14 protein-coding genes, 1 tRNA gene and 2 pseudogenes are annotated in these 17,668 nt (G+C 49.2%); 6 read left to right on the top strand and 11 right to left on the bottom strand.

The window, feature by feature from the left end:
• Nucleotides 1-16: 16 nt before the first annotated feature.
• From IPL44_03490 to IPL44_03480, 3 genes and pseudogenes are all read right to left on the bottom strand, one after another.
• Nucleotides 17-1,768, bottom strand: a complete 1,752-nt coding sequence (locus IPL44_03490; GenBank protein QQS17338.1) for a glycogen/starch/alpha-glucan phosphorylase — start codon at nucleotides 1,766-1,768, stop codon at nucleotides 17-19.
• Nucleotides 1,769-1,816: 48 nt separating this feature from the next.
• Nucleotides 1,817-2,261 (bottom strand): annotated as a pseudogene (gene mscL, locus IPL44_03485) (large conductance mechanosensitive channel protein MscL).
• 251 nt (nucleotides 2,262-2,512) lie between these two features.
• Nucleotides 2,513-2,587: transfer RNA gene (locus tag IPL44_03480), tRNA-Gln, on the bottom strand.
• Between the two features lie 149 nt (nucleotides 2,588-2,736).
• On the opposite strand from IPL44_03480, the gene pyrD reads away from it, so the two are divergent.
• Genes pyrD through IPL44_03465 form a run of 3 tightly spaced genes read left to right on the top strand, consistent with a single transcriptional unit; the run spans nucleotide 2,737 to nucleotide 6,239 of the window.
• Nucleotides 2,737-3,774: a dihydroorotate dehydrogenase (quinone) gene (gene pyrD / locus IPL44_03475; protein QQS17337.1), complete on the top strand. Its 1,038-nt coding sequence runs from the start codon at nucleotides 2,737-2,739 to the stop codon at nucleotides 3,772-3,774.
• Entirely contained in the window at nucleotides 3,771-5,009 is a 1,239-nt protein-coding gene (gene tgt / locus IPL44_03470) for a tRNA guanosine(34) transglycosylase Tgt (GenBank protein ID QQS17336.1), read from the top strand. The genes pyrD and tgt overlap by 4 nt, the downstream gene beginning before the upstream one ends.
• A gap of 33 nt (nucleotides 5,010-5,042) precedes the next feature.
• Nucleotides 5,043-6,239, top strand: coding sequence for an AI-2E family transporter (locus IPL44_03465; GenBank protein QQS17335.1), 1,197 nt, complete (start codon nucleotides 5,043-5,045; stop codon nucleotides 6,237-6,239).
• A 5-nt stretch (nucleotides 6,240-6,244) separates the two neighbouring features.
• On the opposite strand, the gene IPL44_03460 is transcribed toward IPL44_03465, so the two are convergent.
• Nucleotides 6,245-7,651, bottom strand: coding sequence for a cysteine--tRNA ligase (locus IPL44_03460; GenBank protein QQS17334.1), 1,407 nt, complete (start codon nucleotides 7,649-7,651; stop codon nucleotides 6,245-6,247).
• Nucleotides 7,648-8,712, bottom strand: coding sequence for a DHH family phosphoesterase (locus IPL44_03455; protein ID QQS17333.1), 1,065 nt, complete (start codon nucleotides 8,710-8,712; stop codon nucleotides 7,648-7,650). Before IPL44_03455 ends, IPL44_03460 begins: the two co-directional genes overlap by 4 nt.
• A 25-nt stretch (nucleotides 8,713-8,737) precedes the next feature.
• Here IPL44_03455 and IPL44_03450 point away from each other — a divergent pair, with 25 nt between their 5' ends.
• Nucleotides 8,738-10,483, top strand: coding sequence for a hypothetical protein (locus IPL44_03450; GenBank protein ID QQS17332.1), 1,746 nt, complete (start codon nucleotides 8,738-8,740; stop codon nucleotides 10,481-10,483).
• A 15-nt stretch (nucleotides 10,484-10,498) separates the two neighbouring features.
• Nucleotides 10,499-10,978 carry an NUDIX domain-containing protein gene (locus IPL44_03445; GenBank protein ID QQS17331.1) on the top strand — a complete coding sequence of 160 codons (480 nt, stop codon included), beginning with the start codon at nucleotides 10,499-10,501 and terminating at the stop codon, nucleotides 10,976-10,978.
• Here IPL44_03445 and recR read toward each other — a convergent pair.
• Entirely contained in the window at nucleotides 10,973-11,593 is a 621-nt protein-coding gene (gene recR / locus IPL44_03440; GenBank protein ID QQS17330.1) for a recombination protein RecR, read from the bottom strand. The genes IPL44_03445 and recR overlap by 6 nt on opposite strands.
• An 8-nt stretch (nucleotides 11,594-11,601) precedes the next feature.
• Nucleotides 11,602-11,898 (bottom strand): YbaB/EbfC family nucleoid-associated protein, encoded by a 297-nt coding sequence (locus IPL44_03435; protein ID QQS17329.1) that lies wholly within the window; start codon nucleotides 11,896-11,898, stop codon nucleotides 11,602-11,604.
• 54 nt (nucleotides 11,899-11,952) lie between these two features.
• Here IPL44_03435 and IPL44_03430 point away from each other — a divergent pair, with 54 nt between their 5' ends.
• Entirely contained in the window at nucleotides 11,953-13,422 is a 1,470-nt protein-coding gene (locus tag IPL44_03430; protein ID QQS17328.1) for a glycosyltransferase family 39 protein, read from the top strand.
• Between the two features lie 39 nt (nucleotides 13,423-13,461).
• Here the strand turns inward: IPL44_03430 and dnaB are convergent.
• From dnaB to rplL, 4 genes and pseudogenes are all read right to left on the bottom strand, one after another.
• Nucleotides 13,462-14,910 (bottom strand): annotated as a pseudogene (gene dnaB, locus IPL44_03425) (replicative DNA helicase).
• A 4-nt stretch (nucleotides 14,911-14,914) separates the two neighbouring features.
• Nucleotides 14,915-16,444, bottom strand: a complete 1,530-nt coding sequence (dnaX, locus tag IPL44_03420) for a DNA polymerase III subunit gamma/tau (GenBank protein QQS17327.1) — start codon at nucleotides 16,442-16,444, stop codon at nucleotides 14,915-14,917.
• A 58-nt stretch (nucleotides 16,445-16,502) separates the two neighbouring features.
• Nucleotides 16,503-17,030: a hypothetical protein gene (locus IPL44_03415; GenBank protein ID QQS17326.1), complete on the bottom strand. Its 528-nt coding sequence runs from the start codon at nucleotides 17,028-17,030 to the stop codon at nucleotides 16,503-16,505.
• Nucleotides 17,031-17,285: 255 nt separating this feature from the next.
• Nucleotides 17,286-17,663, bottom strand: a complete 378-nt coding sequence (rplL, locus tag IPL44_03410) for a 50S ribosomal protein L7/L12 (GenBank protein ID QQS17325.1) — start codon at nucleotides 17,661-17,663, stop codon at nucleotides 17,286-17,288.
• Nucleotides 17,664-17,668 lie beyond the last annotated feature (5 nt).

Below are 17,668 nucleotides of genomic sequence, written 5' to 3'. Positions count from 1 at the left end.
TATGTGAGAGGACAAATTAGTTAGTCTTGAACAGGAATCGCAGGTAATCACGGATCATGCGTGAACCACAAATGATCGGCAGATAGCCCGATATTTGACGCGTGACTTCTGCAGCCCATTTGGTTTCGTCCCGCACGGCGGCACAGGCGATACGCATATTGGAATAGAGCGACACGACTTCTTCTTGATATGTGTCGCCAGAAACCGTTAACACGGATGGCGGATCGAGATCGGCGACACCGCCGTCATTAGTTGAAATTAGGATCGTCATATTGATGATGTCTTTCATGAACGATGTACCGCAGGCCTCTAGACCGACCTCGGGGACGTTGATCGAGACATCGCTACCGATTGACATGGCGTATGACAAGCTCTCGTCATAGTCGGTAATGTAGTGAACGCGTTCGCGCAAAATCGGGTCGTCAGCGATGGTTTTGAGCATGGCCTGGAGGCGATCGTAGGTCGAGTCGCCCTCGCCCACGTTCCCCGCCATCATGCCAGCCATGATATAGTGAGCGCCGCTATCGAGCAAGATGGATTTCAATTCATCGATGTCTTCGAATGGCATCCAGGGTCGTTTGTATTCGACAAAGCGTCGTTTGAATTCGAATAACAGAGCATCGTCTGGGATCTGCACGACCTCGCCGTATTGGTCTCTGCGATGCTCGAGCTCTTCGTTGAGGCGTTTGCGACCGAGCTGCTTGATCTTTCTAATGTCCGCAGCGGAGATTGATTCTAATTGATCGCGGAAGGTTTCGCTCGGCATATTGAACTTGTCAACGATATTATTCTGTTTATAAAAATCTAACATTTCTGGCATAACCCACGTATTCAGATCGATACCGTTCGTGATGGCGCGGAACTCAACCCTCTCACCGCTCAGATCGCGATATTCAGCGATTTTGGCGTGGAGCCGACTGACGCCGTTTTTGGCTTCGGCTAGTTCGATCGTCAGATTACTGAGGCGTAATTTGCCGTTTCGGAATAGGCCACCAATGAAATGTTTGAGGGCCGGCGATGAGATATTAGGAAAGACAAACTGTTCGAACTGCTCGTAGGAAAACTCGCTCTCAGCCGCCTGGACCAGTGTGTGGTTGGTGTAGAGCGTGTGTTTGCGGACATAGACGATGGCTTCGTAAATCCCCATGCCGTTGCGACATAGCTCATCGAGACGTGCCACGGCAGCAAATACAGTGGCAGTTTCATTGAGCTGGATGACGGCAGGTTTCAAACCTAGCATTTTTAGGGCTGCGTAGCCGCTAAAACCTAGCGACACCATTTGATACAGGCGATGTTCACTCGACGGATCGCCGCTATAGAGTTGACCAAAGCTGTCTTCGCCCATAGTGAGGAATCTCGTTGAGCCGAGAATTTTTTGGTAAATGTCTAATACCGAATCAGGTTTACCCGTTACTCTAATAGCGGTTTCGCCGACCTTTTCAAAACCAAAATCAGTCGGCTGTTTCGGCACCAAGATATTATGTGGCTCCAGGTCATTCATTTCCTGGTGACGCTCTTCGCGGTAGAACGGCGTCAGCATCACAAACGGAATGTCTAAACTCTCGGCGACACGCCTCGTATCGGCCGCGAGAACCCCCAAGCCGCCGGCGCCGCGGATGCCATTGCTGGCGTCGTAGATCTCCATCGTTGTGTAGACGTATGGACGCTCAGCGCTAATTTTGTGCGTCAAGCTGCCGCGATCAATCGCAGAATAAAATTCCGCAACATCTTCAATCAAATCATTATCTGTTTTTGGTTGCCCACTCATGGTAAATATTCTAGCAAACTTTTTAATATCGGAGCAAACAACTAATGGTTATTTACGAGATTTTTTCAATTCGTCGCGGATTTCTTTTAGTATCACCAGCTGAGGATCTTCTTTCTTTCTCAGGCTTGGCTTCCTCGGTCTTTTTCTTGCGATTAAAGCTGTTGATGAGCTTTACAAACAAGAAGATGCTGGCACCGATGATGAGGAAATCGATAATATTCTGCAAAAAGCTACCATAGGCAATACGTGCATCGCCAATATTGAATGCAAGTGCCGATAGGTCCGCTCCACCGAGCAGAATGCCAATTAGCGGCATGATAATATCACTAACGAGTGACGACACGATTTTGCCAAACGCGCCACCAATAACGACACCAACGGCCAGGTCGACGACGTTACCGCGTGAAATAAACTCTTTGAATTCTTTGGTGAGGTTTCTCACGGCAGCTACTTCTTTTTCGATCGAAACTTTGGGCTCTGATTTTTTTGACATGACTCCTCCTAGTTGAATGATTAATTAAACTAACTTTCAGTAGTTATTTTAGCATAGATTTGGTTGATCGTGAGGGATATCGCTCCACTGCGTTTCGCTCCTCCGTTCACTCGCGAAAAAATGTAAACACTTTTTCGCTACGTTCACTACGCCGCACCCCCGATACGTTTTGCTGGCGCAAAACATCGGCGGCTCGGATCCCGACCGCGAGACAATGAAAAACGCCAGACCAAAAGGTCTGACGATTTTCATGGCTGGGGCGGAGGGATTCGAACCCCCGAATGCCAGGACCAAAACCTGGTGCCTTACCACTTGGCCACGCCCCAATACAGGCAAAATTATACCAAACTTTACGCTGATTTGCTACAATATTAGGTAATGATCGTCGCCATATCGAAATTATCGAGTGCTATCTATAGGCGCATCGCCAAGCCGTTATTATTTAAACTACCTCCGGACATAGCCCCACGACAGGATGATAGCTGCTGGTTCGGTCGTGCAGCGCGTTGGTTTCCTGCGCGGTTTGATGCGTTGGTCGTGGGCTTATCAAAACCCTGACAGGTTATCGCAAACACTGTGCGGATTAGAGTTTCAAAACCCTCTCGGATTATCAGCTGGTCTCGACAAGAATTTTGAAATTGCTGGCGTAGTTAGCTCGATTGGCTTTGGTCAAATGGAGGGCGGCTCGATCACTTTTCATCCTTGTGCCGGTAACCCGAAACCGTGGTTCTATCGTTTACCAAAATCCAAATCACTGGTTGTGAATGCGGGTCTCGCTAATCACGGCGCTCGACGGATTTTGGCTCGGCTGGGGCGCTACAAACAAAACCAGCTGGGCGATATGCGGATAAACGTTTCCGTGGCGTATACCAACGATAAACAGACCTGCACGGAGGGCGAAGCTATCGCGGATTACATCGGTTCGTTGAAGCTCATAAAAAAGAGCCGCAAAGCTGACCTGGTGACACTGAATATCTCCTGCCCTAACACCTATGGTGGCGAACCGTTCACAACACCGTTCAAGCTAGGGCGACTACTCGCTGCGGTGGATGATCTGAAACTGGATATGCCGGTTTTCGTCAAGATGCCGATTGATAAAACTGACGACGAGTTTGCAGACTTGATCGCCGTGATTCTGAAACATAATATTGCTGGGGTGACTATCTCGAATCTATTCAAGGACCGTACGAAAGTAACATTAGCTGATAAATTGCCAGATTCTGTACCCGGAAATCTGTCGGGTAAACCAACCTTTGATCGTAGCAATCAACTCATTAAACTTGCCAGGCAGCGAGCCGGCAATAAATTAGTGATCAGCGGCGTAGGCGGCGTATTTTCGGCCGAGGATGCCTATACCAAGATCCGATCCGGCGCTAATTTGGTGCAAATGGTCACCGCCTTGATGTTCGAAGGCCCGCAAATCGTCGGCCAAATTAACCGCGGTCTCGTCAAATTACTCGAGAGAGATGGTTTTTCTAATGTGGCCGAAGCGGTTGGTGTTGATATTAAATGATAAACAAACCCTTTTCCTTTGAGATTACCGCACGTGGCGGTGCGGAGTTTCCGTTAGCTCGGGCTGGGGTGATCAAAACACCGCACGGCGATATCAAAACGCCGACATTCACTGTTGTGGGGACGCACGCCGAGGTGAAGTTTTTGCCACCAGAAAATCTGCGTTCGATCGGCGTGCAGGCGGTACTGTCGAATGGCTATCATTTGCTGCGTCGGGCAGTCATGATCGACGCTGACGGTGGATTGGCGAAGTTTAGTGGCTGGAATGGACCAACTCTGACCGATAGCGGCGGATTCCAGGTGATGTCGCTCGGATCGGGACTCGGAAAGATTGTATCGATGGACCAAAAGGACGAGATGATCACCGAGAGGCTAACTCGCAAAGAGGAACGGTTAGCAATAGTCGATGACGAGGGCGTCGAATTCCGAGACCCCTTTTCTAGCCGTATTATCAAATTCACGCCGGAAATGTCGATTGCGACGCAGCATAAATTAGGCGCCGATGTTATGATGGCGTTCGACGAATTGACAAGCATTAGCGACAGTTACGAATATAATATTGAGGCTTTGGAGCGAACACGGCTCTGGGCGGAGCGAAGCCTGCGCGAGCATGCGCGCCAGACCGCTATGCGTGCGGACAAACCATACCAGGCGCTCTATGGGGTTCTCCAGGGTGGTCATTGGCAAGATTTACGCGAAAAAGCAGCGCGTGATCTAGCGGCGATGTCTATAGATAATTGGCAATTCGACGGGTTTGGTTTGGGCGGTGCGTTTGAAAAGGAAACCTTGGGCGAAACGCTGGCTTGGATGACGCGAATTTTACCGGAGAACAAGCCGCGGCATTTATTGGGATTATCCAAGCCAGATGATATTTTTGCCGGTGTCGAAAACGGTGCGGACACGTTTGATTGCGTGGCGCCGACGCGCGAGGCACGTCATGGTCGGATCTATACATTAGATGGTGATATAAATCTGAAACGATCAGAGTTGAAGGACGATCAGAGACTGCTCGATACGGAATGCGATTGTCCAACCTGTGTGGCCGGAATGAATCGAGCTAGTCTGCGTGAGAAATTGAAATCCCTCGACATGAATGATAGATCAGAGGCGATGACGCTCCTATCGCAACACAACGTTCGGTTCATTATTAGGTTGATGGAGCAAACTAGAGAGTCGCTGACTAGCGGAAGCTTCGCAGATTTTCGTGATGTGTGGCTGAAACGTTATTATAACTAGACTTTTCTACCCCAGTGCTTTACAATATGAGCTATGAAAGATACGAAAGTAACAGTCGATACAGGAACGTTTATCAGGTTTTGGTTAGTCATCTTGGGTTTTGCAGGGGTAATTGGGTTTGTTTGGTTGGCACAAGGTCCGTTGGTGATCGTGGCGATTTCGTTTTTCCTCGCCCTAGTTTTGAATCGCCCAGTTTCCTGGTTAGCACGGCATTTGCCGGGTAAATCGCGCGCATTTGCAACGTTGGTAGCGTATCTCATGATTCTGGCGATTATCATCTTGGTATTTTTCAATGTTGTGCCGGTTTTTGTGAAACAGCTCGCGAACTTTCTCGGTGATTTCCCGCATATCGTAGAATCATTACAGAAAAATACGCTGTGGCTGGGCGATTTCCTCGCTAAATATAATTTGACTAATCAATATCATGACTGGTTGAACGGTTTGCAAAAAGAAGCTGCCAGCGCGGCCGGCGCTATCGGCGGCTCGTTTGTCGGCCTATTAAACGGTTTAGTCGGCGCGACGGTTAACAGTATTTTTGTGGCCGTGCTAACGTTCCTGATGCTGATTGAGGGGCCGGCCTGGGAGGAAAAATACTGGCGACTCGCCTATACTGATGACAAGAAACGCAAATATCATCAGGCGGTGGCCCGCAAGATTTCCAATGTGGTAACTGGCTACATGAGTGGTCAAATCACGGTGGCGTTGATCAGTGCGACATTGACGGCCATCGCGGTTGTGATCTTGAGCCTGATCTTTGGCTTTGAACTATCGTTAGCTTGGCCGGCCTGGACGATCATATTCGTTATGACTTTCGTACCGATGTTTGGCGCTATCATCGGTGGCGGCGTTGTGACCTTGCTGTTACTCATCTACTCGTGGCCGGCGGCTCTAATCTATCTGGCCTACTTTATCATCGAGCAACAGATTGAAAACAATTTAATCGCGCCACATATCCAGTCAAAGAAATTGAACCTGTCGGCTCTAGTCATCTTGATCGCAATCCTCCTCGGTTTGAATGTCGGTGGGCTACTCGGCGCGCTAGTAGCGATTCCTGTAGCTGGTAGTTTGGTGGTTCTCGCCAAAGAAGCGTTCTATTCTCGCCGCCGCAAGCTCAAAGCTGAAAATGCCATTATCGAGGCTGATGACGAAGATCTAGCGCCAGTGTTTGACATTCAGCGTGAATTTGTCAGGATCCGTTTGCCAAAAATCTCGTTCCGACGTAATAAATAATTGTCTTATTCTCTGGCCCAGATAGTCTGGTTGCTCGAGTCGTTTAGCGTCAAGTTATTTGATAGCAGCTCGTCGCGTATCTGGTCGGCGCGGGCAAAATCTTTGTTTTCCTTTGCCTCGGAACGTGCCCGGATCTTTTCCTTGTCAATTTCAGCGATGTCGGGCGTGGTGTTTCGGATGCTGAGCCCCAGATAGTTATCGATAAAGCTAATCAGGTTATCGAGCGCGAAATGGCTCAGATTGTCGTATTTTAGCTGATCGAAGGCCTCGTCGATGTATTTCAGGGCGTTTGGCGTATCGAGATTGTCCTGCATGGCGGCGCTTGCCTGGTCGAGCAAGTTATTCACGATTTCGACCTGACCATCGTCGCCAGAATCTGGCAGCTGCCATCGCAGCTCGGCTTTGTTGCGCCAATTACGGCGGCGATTTTGCGCGGCGGTCAGGTTATCCCAGCTAAAATTACTGGCGCTACCGTAATGGCTCTGCAAAATCAGCATGCGGAAATCTAACGGGTCGAAACCATGTTCCTTGACATCAACCAACGTGTAAAAGTTGTGTTTGCTTTTCGCCATTTTGACGCCATCAACCAGCAGATGTTCGTTATGAACAAAGAAGTTGGCATAGAGTTCAGGCTGATCGCCGGCCGTACTCTGAGCGATTTCGTTTTCGTGATGCGGGAATATTAGGTCGATACCGCCGGTGTGAATGTCAAAGGGCTGACCAAGTTCGCCGACGCTCATGACGGAGCATTCAATATGCCAACCAGGTCGACCTGTCAGGTCAACGTCGCCGATCTGAAACGGCCAAGCTGGCTCGCCCGATTTTTGCGTTTTCCAGAGGGCAAAATCCTGAGCAGAATCTTTGTCGTACTCATCATTGTTGATGCGAGATCTAGTATCATCTGCCAGTTCGATATGTGATAATTGACCATAGTTCCTATTCTCGCGGTATTTATTGATTGAAAAATACACGCCGTCGTCTGCAACATAGGCAATTCCCTGTCGTGCTAGGTCGGCAATAAGAGTTTTCATACCGTCAATTGATTCGGTAGCTCGCACGAATGTCAGAGATTTGGTATCGTTACCAATCTCCTGCATTTCATCGAGGAATATATGTTCGTAATGACGAGTTAATTTTGTTAGAGCTTGCATAGGGTCTAGATCAGGATAGTTCATCGCCGAATCACGAATGGTTTTGTCATCAACGTCGGTAAAGTTCATGACATGTTTTGTGTCGTATCCAGCCAACTGCACTGTTCGGCGCAACATATCGGCAAATATATAGGCGCTCAGATTGCCAATATGAGCGTGATTATAAACTGTCGGGCCACAGGAATAGATCCGAACAATGTTGCTATCGTCTAGCGGCTTTAGATCATCGATTCTTTTGGTTCTAGTGTTCAATAGTTTCATCGAGCCTCCTTTATTCTAAAGCTACCAGAGCCAGCGCTATTTGCAGATTGGTCTATTTCGCGAGGGTGTTCGGCATCGTATTCGACGTAGACCTTTTCCATGCATTGAACGAGTTCGGGCAGGAACTCATCGTAACTCTCATAAATGCGAAAGCCCGAGGCGAACGGATGGCCGTCGCCGCCAAAGTATTTGGCGGCAAAATGAGATACCGGTATATTAGAACGTAGTTTTCCAGTTAGTTTGCCGTCAGGATAGGTCTTGACGCCGATGGCGACATCAACACCGATCACGAGGCGCATTTCGTCGAGTACCAGCATCGTTGGATTGTATTGATTGCTGTATTCATGAATCTCGTCAAAGGGTATGTTGATGAGCGCAGTGCGGCCGTCGTTGAAATATTCAATTCGTTCGATCAATTGACCTTTGTATTTGAGGATTTCCGGCGATTTTTTCATGAGTTCACGCCTAGCAGCCTCGATATCGGCTGGCACGGCGCCGAGTCGGACGAGTTCTGCGCATGTGGCAAAGCTTTCAGCGGTTGTTGCGGCCGTGGTGAGTCCTAGACTATCGGCTTGGATCGATATGAATAGATGAGAGGCGGCCTGCGCATTGATCGGCCAGTTTTCTTCTACCGCTAGGTCGTAAATCAGTTCGCCGGTGGCCACGGCGGTTTGGCTGACGATGTAATTAGCGTTAAACGGCAAATCTGGTTCGACGCTGACGTGATGATCGAAAACGATGACCGGTTTTGACTCTAGAAAAGCCCGAGCGATCGGATTATCGAGCGTCTTTGATAGCAAGATTTTCGATGAAGTGTCGACGACAATTGCTAGATCGGCATTGTTTGGAAAATCAGGAGTTACCCTGTCCCAGCCGCTAATGTGGCGCAAATAGGTTGGAATTTGTACCGGGCAATGGAGTGAAACTTGTTTGCCCATGGCGCCAAAAATCTCCTCGAGTGCTAGGGCTGATCCTAGCGAATCGCCGTCAGGATTCTCGGCCTGGATCACTAAAATAGTCTGAGCCTTGTTGATGATTTCTCTTTGCTCGTCATTTAACATGAGACTATTGTATAATGAATAGACAATGTTTTCAAAAGTTAAACACAAAGTTGTAGGGTTTATGGTGCGTCCGATGGGCGGATTTTTGCTCGGGGGTCTAATTGGACTGGTGTTTTTCGCGGCATTTTATGGTCTAGCGATCGTTAATTCTGGGTATACAGATTGGATTTTTCAGTCGATCACGCATGATACGGCGCAGCACTTTATTGGCTGGGAGTTTTTCCGCGCCGATTCGACCGGTGGCATGATTAACGGTCTCGCCTATCCAGAAGGCTTGCCGATAACCTTTATGGACGCGATTCCACTGCTCGCCTTTCCTTTCAAATGGTTGTTGGCGCTACTGCCTGCTCATTTTCAGTATTTCGGGCTATGGGCGCTCATTTGTTATGTGTTAATGGGCGGCGTGGCGGCGATATTAGTTCGAAAACTATGGTTCAAACTGTTCAAGACGCCGACCGAACAAAACTCCCCATGGCAGATTCTGTTTGTGGCGGCTGGAGCTTTGCTATTTGTCGTGACGCCGATGTTGATCGCGCGCAGTCTGTATCATTCGGCGCTCGCGGCACATTGGCTGATCCTACTCGGCATTTTGCTAGTCTGGGACGCGCCAAAGTTCAAAAAAGCCTGGTCATTCCTGCTAGCTTGGAGCGGTCTATTGGTTGCAGCGGTGTTGGTTCATCCCTATTTCGTGCCGATGCTCGTAGTCATGCTAGCTGTAGCGGTTTTGCGGTTGACACCGAAAATCAGCTGGAAAGCGATTCCGGGAATGTTAGCCCGTGTGATTGTGCCAGTAGTAGCAATAGGCGTGGTATTTTTTGCGATCGGTGGGTTTGGTCTCGGTAGCGGCGCTGAGATTCGTGACCTCAATGAAAAAGGCTTTAATTTGCTTAGTTTTGCCAACCCTAGCGGCTTTTCGGCGTTGATTCCAGGTTTTCCTAATGCTTCGACCTCGCCAGAGACATTGATGTGGCTGGGTCTCGGCGTTTGGCTGATGATCTTTTTCGTAGCATACAAACTACGCGGGCGTTATAAAAAGCTGTGGCGTCACGGCGTGGCACGATTCCGCGCACATAAGCTCCGTAATTGGTTGATGCTAGCGGCTGGTTTGGCGCTGCTCATTTTTGCGATCGGTATCAGGGTGGATCTAGGACCGATTACCCTATTTTCCTATTCGGTACCCGACAAGATCTACGAAATCTGGTCTGCATTCCGCGCCGCGGCGCGCGAAGCGTGGGTGTTCTACTACGTCGCGATCTTGTTAGTAATATATGGCTTTTCATGGGCGATGTTGCGTTACAAAAAGGCAACGTTGCCGCTACTAGCTATCTGTTTAGTGACTATTGCAACGATTCAGTTGACGGACATTTGGTTTAGTGAAAAAGCTACGATCAAACGCGAAGGTTTTGCGCAGATCCAGCGAGTAGATCAGCCAGAATTCGTGATGCCGGGGATTTCCGATCTCCTCACGACACAGCAACACCTCGTGATGCTCGACCGTGGTTTTCGTGGTGACCAGAGCGGTACATACAAGATCGCTCAGGCGGCTCTCGCCAATAACCTGACGCTCAATATCGGGTTTTTCGCACGCATTCCCGAGCCGATCTGGACACAACAAGCCAACTGGCGCAAAAAAGTTGAGAATTTCTCACTGAGCCGTGATGACCTAGCGAATAATTTGTTTGTAACTCGGGATAGCAAGTTTGCTGAGAAACTTTCTATGTATTATCAAGTGGTTGAACGTGACAAGTTCTACTTTATATTAGAAAAATAGTCTATACTAATAATCATGGACAATACCTCCGAATGGCGCGCGACAAATGATTGGCCGTATCATATTTGTGCGGGCGGAATCATTTTTCGTAACGTGTCCGGAATGATCGAAATTGCCGTATTAGTGAGACATGAAAACGATGGCGATCACTACCATCTGCCGAAAGGTACTCTGGGGCATAACGAGACACTCGAAGATTGCGCCCTGCGTGAAACCCTAGAGGAAAGCGGCAAGAGCGGAAAAATTATTGGCTATCTAGGTGTCATTCACGATCAATTTACGCATCCAAAAACCACTATTTTTACCGACAAAACGACGCATTATTTTGCGATGGAAATTATTAGAGAAACAGAGTTGCATGACCATGAACATGATGATGTTAGATGGGTAGAGATCAAAAAAGCACGCGAGCTACTAGAGACAACCGAGCAGGTCAAACAAGAATTTTTGATTGTTGATCGGTTATTAAAACTATTTGAGATTGTAAATTTATAATTCGCGGCGGCCGTTGAGGGCGTGTGTCAGCGTAATTTGATCGGCGTATTCGAGATCGACGCCGATCGGTAGACCGCGAGCTAGTCGGGTGATTTTAATATCACCTAGGTCGGCTTCCTCGAGCTGTTTCTGGATATAGAGTGCGGTTGATTCACCCTCGACGCTGGCGTTGGTGGCGAGGATGACTTCGCGAGTCTTGTCTTCACGCAGGCGGTGGATGAGTTCTGGGATATGTAGCTGCTCGGGCCCGACGCCATCAATTGGCGAAATGGCACCGCCTAGCACGTGATAAGTACCTTTGAACTGATGGGTGTTTTCGAGCGCGACAACGTCAAATGGCTCCTCGACTACGGCAACGACCGTGCGGTCGCGTTCTGGATCGGTATAGAGCGATGATAACTCTTGGTCGGCGTCAATGAGTGCAAAAGTCTTCGGACACAACTTTATCGAATTATGAATTTTAGCTAGAGACGACGATAGCTGAGCGGCTTTGCTATGATCACCTTTTAAAACAGCATAGGCATAGCGTTCAGCAGTGCGTGCGCCCACACCAGGCAAAGCCCCAAAGGCGTCTATGAGGTTCGATAACGCACGTGGTAGAGCGGAACTATTCATTCGATAGCTTACATCCCGAGGCCGCTGAGACCACCCATGAGCGGTTTCATTTTTTCAGCAGCGACTTCTTGGGCTTCCTTTAGTCCGTCGCGCATGGCGGCCTTGATCCAGCCTTCTAGCTCGGCGACATTATCGAGGTCAATCAATTCAGGATCGAGCTTGACGCTAACGATTTTTAGTTCGCCATTGATCTGGACGACGACGGCGCCATCACCGGCCTCGACCTCAACAACTTCTTTGGATAGCTCTTTTTGAGCCTTTTTCAATTTCATCACTAATGCCATTTGATCTTTCATTCCGGCCATGTTTCCTCCTTCGATTTACTGGAATAGTATAGCATATGGTACAATGGTCGAACAATGAAGAAAGATTCTTTGCGTCGATCGATTTTCTATCGACATCGGGTTTTATGGGGATTTGGCTTTTTTATTATTATCACCGCATTGCTCGCGGGATATAATTTTTGGTCGCTGCCCGGTGGACTAACCGAGGCGGAAATGACAGCGGCATCGATCAGTGGACATTGGTCGCCGCTAGCCGTATCGGCTAGCTCTGATTGGCTCGTCAATTTGCCATGGAACCTTTTGCAGAGCACCAGCATCCACATATTCGGATTATCGACCTTTTCTGTGAGATTACCAGCTGTCATATTGATGTGCTTGGTCGCCGCTGGGATGTTTTTCCTGATCAAGAAGTGGTCGAGATTCAGCCTGGCTATGATTGGTGGCCTATTGATGTCCGCCTCGGTGCTATTTATCAGCCTGGCCAGGGGTGGGACGCCAGCTGCTATGGTATTGTTCCTGATCGTCTGCGCGTTAGCTGCTGCGACGACTATCGTAGTCGATAAACGATCAAAGCTAGTGGCTCTGGCGGCAAAGATCGCCGTTGGGATCTGTCTGGCGCTGCTCATTTATTTCCCGGGCGGCCTATATGTGACTATCGCCTTGCTATTGACTGGGCTGTTACATCCAAAGGTGCGGTTATTATTGGTGCGTATCAAAGTCTGGAAGATGCTTTTGGCGACATTACTGGCCTTTTGCCTAATGTTGCCGTTGATCTGGACAGTGGCGTTGCATTGGTCAAATGGCGGCTCAGAGACACTGTATCAATTGCTATTATTTGACGGTCAATGGTCAATCGCTCATCTCACGGCGGTTCTGGACGCGTTGTTTGGATCATCGGCGGAGCTGGTGCAAGGTATCATGGTGCCGGTTATCACGATTGTCGGGTTGTTATTGGTGGTGATCGGTATCACGAGGGCTTTAGTTGATGCGTTTTCTGCCAGGTCTTATCTAGTGCTATCAACGTTAGCTATGACGTTGGTTATTAGCCTACGCCAGCCCGGGCTGATTTATCTGCTATTGTTGCCGATCACATTATTAACGGCTCTCGGTATGGAGGTGTTAATAAGCAAATGGTACTCGCTATTCCCGCGAAATCCTTATGCGCGCGGTACAGCGGTCGTCATGTTATCCGTCCTAGTGATGGCGGTGGCCTGCACGTCTCTCATGCAGTATCTGAGTAACCAGAATTATAGCTCGACCGTCGCCTATGGGTACAACATGGAGTTTAGAATGGTGAGACAGGAAATCCGTAGCCGTTCAAATGAAAAAGTGAAACTAGTAGTGAGCAGCGATCAGCTGGCGTTTTATCAAGTTATGCAGAGAAACTACCCTAACCTATCGGTTGTTGATACACTCGATAAACTCGACGCAACCACTATGATTCTTGCGTCATCTGGACAGGTCGTTAAAAAGACATTGCCGAGCAAAATTATCACAAGCTGGCATAGTAACGATCCAGTGCTCGTGCGCATTTATTCTAAATAAATAAGGACCCGAGGTGTGAGTTTTGAGGCTCAAAAAGATTTATTCGGCGTGCTTGTCGAGGGTCATAAAACGGAGTCGCTCTGGATGGAAATACATCTCAACGCGTCCAGTTGGACCGTTACGATGTTTGCCTAGGATTAGCTCGGCAATGTGCTGACGATCGGTCTCTGGATTGTAATAATCTTCGCGGTAGAGGAACATGACAATATCGGCATCCTGTTCAATAGAGCCGGACTCGCGGAGGTCGGATAGCATCGGACGTTTGTCGGGACGCTGTTCAACGAGGCGTGACAACTGTGACAAGGCAATCACTGGTACATCAAGCTCGCGGGCAATCAGTTTCAAGCCGCGTTAGATCTCGCTGACTTCCTGGACGCGGTTTTCGCCGTAGCTCTTGCTACCGCTCATGAGCTGTAGATAGTCGACGACAATCAGGCCGAGCGGCGTTTTGTGAGCTTGACGACGGGCTTTGGTGCGCATTTCGAGAACGGATAGACCGGGCGTATCATCAAAGAATATTGGCGCCTCCGCCATCTCGCCCATTGCCTCGCTAATTTTGGCGAAATCGTCATCACTGAGGTTGCCGGTGCGAATATTCCAGCTATCAACACCGGCAGCTTCGGCCAGCATGCGGTCGACAGTCTGACTGTTGCTCATCTCGAGGTTGAATATTAGGACAGCTTTCTTTTCCTTGGTGGCGACGTTAAAAGCCAGGTTTTGCGCCAGGGTTGATTTACCCATGGCTGGGCGAGCGGCTAGGATGATAAGGTCGGACTTTTGCAGACCAGCGGTCAGTTTATCGAGATCGCGAAAACCGGTTTTGACACCGCGTAACTTGCCTTTGTCGCGGTGGAGTTCCTCCATGCGGTCAAAGCTCTCGGCTAGGATCGATTCGATCGACACCATGTCGGATTTGGCATTTGATTCACTAACGGAATAGAGGTCAGATTCGGCGCGAGCTAGGATCTCGCCGATCTCCTCGCCCTCGGTAAAGGCTAACTGACTAATAGTGGCACCGGCTTTGATCAGGCGTCGTCGGACGGCAGCCGAGGCGACAATCTGGGCGTATGATACGGCATGAGCCGAACTCGGAACATAATTGGTTAGCTCGGACAAATAGGCGGCGCCACCGACTGATTTTAGATCTTCGGATTTTTTCAGCTCATCGGTCAACGTTAACAGGTCGATCGGCGAATGCTTTTCGTAGAGTCGTAACATCGCGGCAAAAATGCTTTCGTGGCGCCGGTCATAGAAATCAGCCACGTGGATTTTATCAGCCACATCGGACAAAACCTCTTCGTCGATCAGAATAGCGCCGAGCAGTGACATCTCGGCATCGAGGTTCTGTGGCGGGATCTTGCCCGACGAGGTAACTTCGTCGTTGGCACTTTTAGGAGTAAACTTTTGTTTACTCGCAGCGTCAACGAGCGGGCTGTCATTCGGACGCTCGCCGGCTAAATCTGCGCTGCTGGAACTGTGTTTTGCCATCTCCTTAAGTCTCTCTCACTATATCTCCACCACCCATTATAGCAGCCACTCCGGCTACGAGCGAATCTTTGCTATCAGCGGCTGATTGAGCGGTCGTGGCGACAACGATGCGCGGCGTTCCGTTATATAATTTAGCAAAGGCTAGCTGGAGCGATTCACGACAACTAGGCGCATCGGCCTTTTTACGATGGAAAGCACGCTCGAAATAGAGTGTTAGCGTATCATGGTCATAATCCGTCGTGGCAAATTTCAAGGTAGCTAGTGCTGCTGGGCGGTCGAGGTTCCTTAGCTCGTCTAAAATGTCCTGCCAGACGATTTCAGCTGGCGGCTGGCCAGTAACTGTCTCGGCGGCAGCATCGGCCTTTTTGTCAGCTAGTTTTGCCGCGGCCGGTGATTTTTCTGGCTTGCTCTGCTCTACTACGACGGTAGTCTCGGGCTTGATTAGTGTTGGCTCGGATTTGACCTTTTTTTCGATAATAGTCGCTAGTTTGTCCTGTTCGTAAGTGGTCGCAGTGGCGACGACGGCATTTCTAGTAGCGGATTTGGCAGCAGCGAGCGACAAAACGGCTAATAACTTGATAGCAGGAGCAGCTGATCCGTTAACCTCGAGCAGACTCTCGATTAAACTGTAGAGCTTGGGATTTTCCGGAGCGATCTCGAGTAGTTCATCGATCAGTTGTCCGACGATCGAACTAGTATTAATGCCACTCGCCTGCAAGTCGTCGACTGATTTGATAACACCGGCAACGTCATGCTCGATAATTGACTGAATGAGAGCCTGAACGCGCGTTTGTGGCGCTAGCCCTAGGGCTGCTTCGACATTCTCGCCAGTGATAGCGCCAGATCCGCCTAGTTGGTCGAGCAACGTGATGCTATCGCGAAAACTGCCACCGCCGTGACGGGCGATGAGCTCGAGAGCTGATCGATCGGCCTTGATGTCCTCTTCCCCGGCTATATAGGCCAAATGATCTGCTACGACGTCGAGCGGGACTGGCTTGAAATGAAAGCGCTGCACACGGCTCAGAATGGTGGCCGGGACTTTCTGGAGCTCGGTCGTCGCCATGATAAATACGATGTGCTCAGGCGGCTCCTCGATGATTTTAAGGAGAGCGTTAAAGGCCTGGGTCGACAGCATGTGAACTTCGTCGATGATGTAGACTTTATGGCTGGCGGCAATCGGCGCCAGGAAAGCTTTTTCGCGCAGCTCACGGGCTTCTTCGACGCCACCGTGGCTGGCGGCATCGATTTCGATAATATCAATATCGTCGGAACTGTAATCGGTCTGGTTAATGAGATGTGCGACAATACGCGCCGCACTTGTTTTGCCGGTGCCACGTTGCCCGGTGAATAAATAGGCATGGGCAAAGTTATTACCGGCGGCTGATTTTTTGATAATGTCTGTAACTTGCGGTTGACCGACGATTTGGTCGAGGGTTTCCGGACGATATTTACGGTACAGCGCCAAATGCGCCGATTTCCCCACTTTTTTAGGACGATCACTAACAGATCGCACGGATGATTCCCTCACACTCATACAAACATTATACCGCGTTTAGCGACTTTTTTGCGTTGTAATTTTAACGAAAATAGCTCTAGAGGACAGCTTCGACAGCGGCCCATTCGGCGTCGCGGTTGTCTTCGGGTACGATAATGCTGACTTGGTCGCCGACATGAGCTTTAAAGAAGGTCACAGAGGCTAACAAGACTCGGAACTCTTTACCGCCAGCTTCGACATAGTACGCACCATCGTGTTGGACGAGCGTGCCGATCACTTGTCGCCGCGCGACTGGTCCGATTTGTTTATAAATGAATGAGCCGTCATCGGCGATCGTTAGTTTCAAAATGTCGCCTTCGACCAGTTTGGATTTACTGGCATAGTTAGCTGGCACGGGGTAGGCTTTGCCATCGGCGTCGTGCATGGTTTGGCCGTCAAAAACGCCCTCGATCACCTTGCCGGTGACTTCTTCGGGGGTGCGCTTTGGCAAATCATCATCACCAATAATGCTAAATAATAGTTCTTTTGCAGCTGCTAAATTAGTCTCTGCCTCATTCAAAAGCGCACGCAGGCGTTTTACTTGTTTTTCGGGCAGAACCGTCTCGTTGTTCTCGCTCTCGTTCATCAGACGTATCTCGCTTTCTGTCTGTATATTAAGGTTTCTGTCATTCCACATTATACTACTAGGGGTCTCGTCAGTCAATGACTTTTTTTCCACAGCGATATCTGGGGAAAGTCCAGAAAACGTTGTTATTTTGAGGCATAAAGTTGCGATTTTTTCAAAACATTAGACTAGGGTTTGCTAAAACAACTAAAAAATGAGACGCCTAGTAAAAGCGTCTCATTTCTATAGTTATAACAATTCAGGGTCGAAAATTGATTAAACGAGTTCGACAGTCGCGCCAGCCTCTTCGAGGGTTTTCTTGGCAGCTTCAGCGTCGTCTTTGCTAACGCCTTCTTTGACTGGAGCTGGAGCACCGTCAACGATAGCTTTAGCTTCACCTAGGCCGAGGCCGGTGATTTCTTTGACTGCTTTGATGACAGCGACTTTCTGGGCGCCAGCATCTTTCAATTGAACGGTAAACTCGCTCTTTTCGTCGGCAGCAGCGCCGGCATCGGCAGCTGGGCCAGCAGCGACAGCTACAGCAGCTGCAGCTGGCTCAATGCCATATTCGTCTTTCAAGACGTTTTTCAATTCGTTGACTTCTAGGACCGTCAACTTGGTCAGTTCTTCTGCTAATTTCTTTACATCAGCCATGATTA

Source organism: Candidatus Saccharibacteria bacterium (assembly GCA_016699895.1).
In the GTDB taxonomy this organism is placed as follows: domain Bacteria; phylum Patescibacteriota; class Saccharimonadia; order Saccharimonadales; family Saccharimonadaceae.
Note: the sequence above shows the minus strand (reverse complement) of the source record. Positions and strands in the feature narration are given on the sequence as shown.

What these genes read in the sequence shown, in the direction of transcription:
- IPL44_03455 (QQS17333.1), bottom strand. Translation starts at nt 8,712, where the DNA reads ATGTTAAATGACGAGCAAAGAGAAATCATCAACAAGGCTCAGACTATT.
- recR (QQS17330.1), bottom strand. Translation starts at nt 11,593, where the DNA reads ATGAATAGTTCCGCTCTACCACGTGCGTTATCGAACCTCATAGACGCC.
- IPL44_03450 (QQS17332.1), top strand. Translation starts at nt 8,738, where the DNA reads ATGTTTTCAAAAGTTAAACACAAAGTTGTAGGGTTTATGGTGCGTCCG.
- IPL44_03460 (QQS17334.1), bottom strand. Translation starts at nt 7,651, where the DNA reads ATGAAACTATTGAACACTAGAACCAAAAGAATCGATGATCTAAAGCCG.
- IPL44_03445 (QQS17331.1), top strand. Translation starts at nt 10,499, where the DNA reads ATGGACAATACCTCCGAATGGCGCGCGACAAATGATTGGCCGTATCAT.
- IPL44_03465 (QQS17335.1), top strand. Translation starts at nt 5,043, where the DNA reads ATGAAAGATACGAAAGTAACAGTCGATACAGGAACGTTTATCAGGTTT.
- dnaX (QQS17327.1), bottom strand. Translation starts at nt 16,444, where the DNA reads ATGAGTGTGAGGGAATCATCCGTGCGATCTGTTAGTGATCGTCCTAAA.
- IPL44_03430 (QQS17328.1), top strand. Translation starts at nt 11,953, where the DNA reads ATGAAGAAAGATTCTTTGCGTCGATCGATTTTCTATCGACATCGGGTT.
- IPL44_03490 (QQS17338.1), bottom strand. Translation starts at nt 1,768, where the DNA reads ATGAGTGGGCAACCAAAAACAGATAATGATTTGATTGAAGATGTTGCG.
- rplL (QQS17325.1), bottom strand. Translation starts at nt 17,663, where the DNA reads ATGGCTGATGTAAAGAAATTAGCAGAAGAACTGACCAAGTTGACGGTC.
- pyrD (QQS17337.1), top strand. Translation starts at nt 2,737, where the DNA reads ATGATAGCTGCTGGTTCGGTCGTGCAGCGCGTTGGTTTCCTGCGCGGT.
- tgt (QQS17336.1), top strand. Translation starts at nt 3,771, where the DNA reads ATGATAAACAAACCCTTTTCCTTTGAGATTACCGCACGTGGCGGTGCG.
- IPL44_03415 (QQS17326.1), bottom strand. Translation starts at nt 17,030, where the DNA reads ATGAACGAGAGCGAGAACAACGAGACGGTTCTGCCCGAAAAACAAGTA.
- IPL44_03435 (QQS17329.1), bottom strand. Translation starts at nt 11,898, where the DNA reads ATGGCCGGAATGAAAGATCAAATGGCATTAGTGATGAAATTGAAAAAG.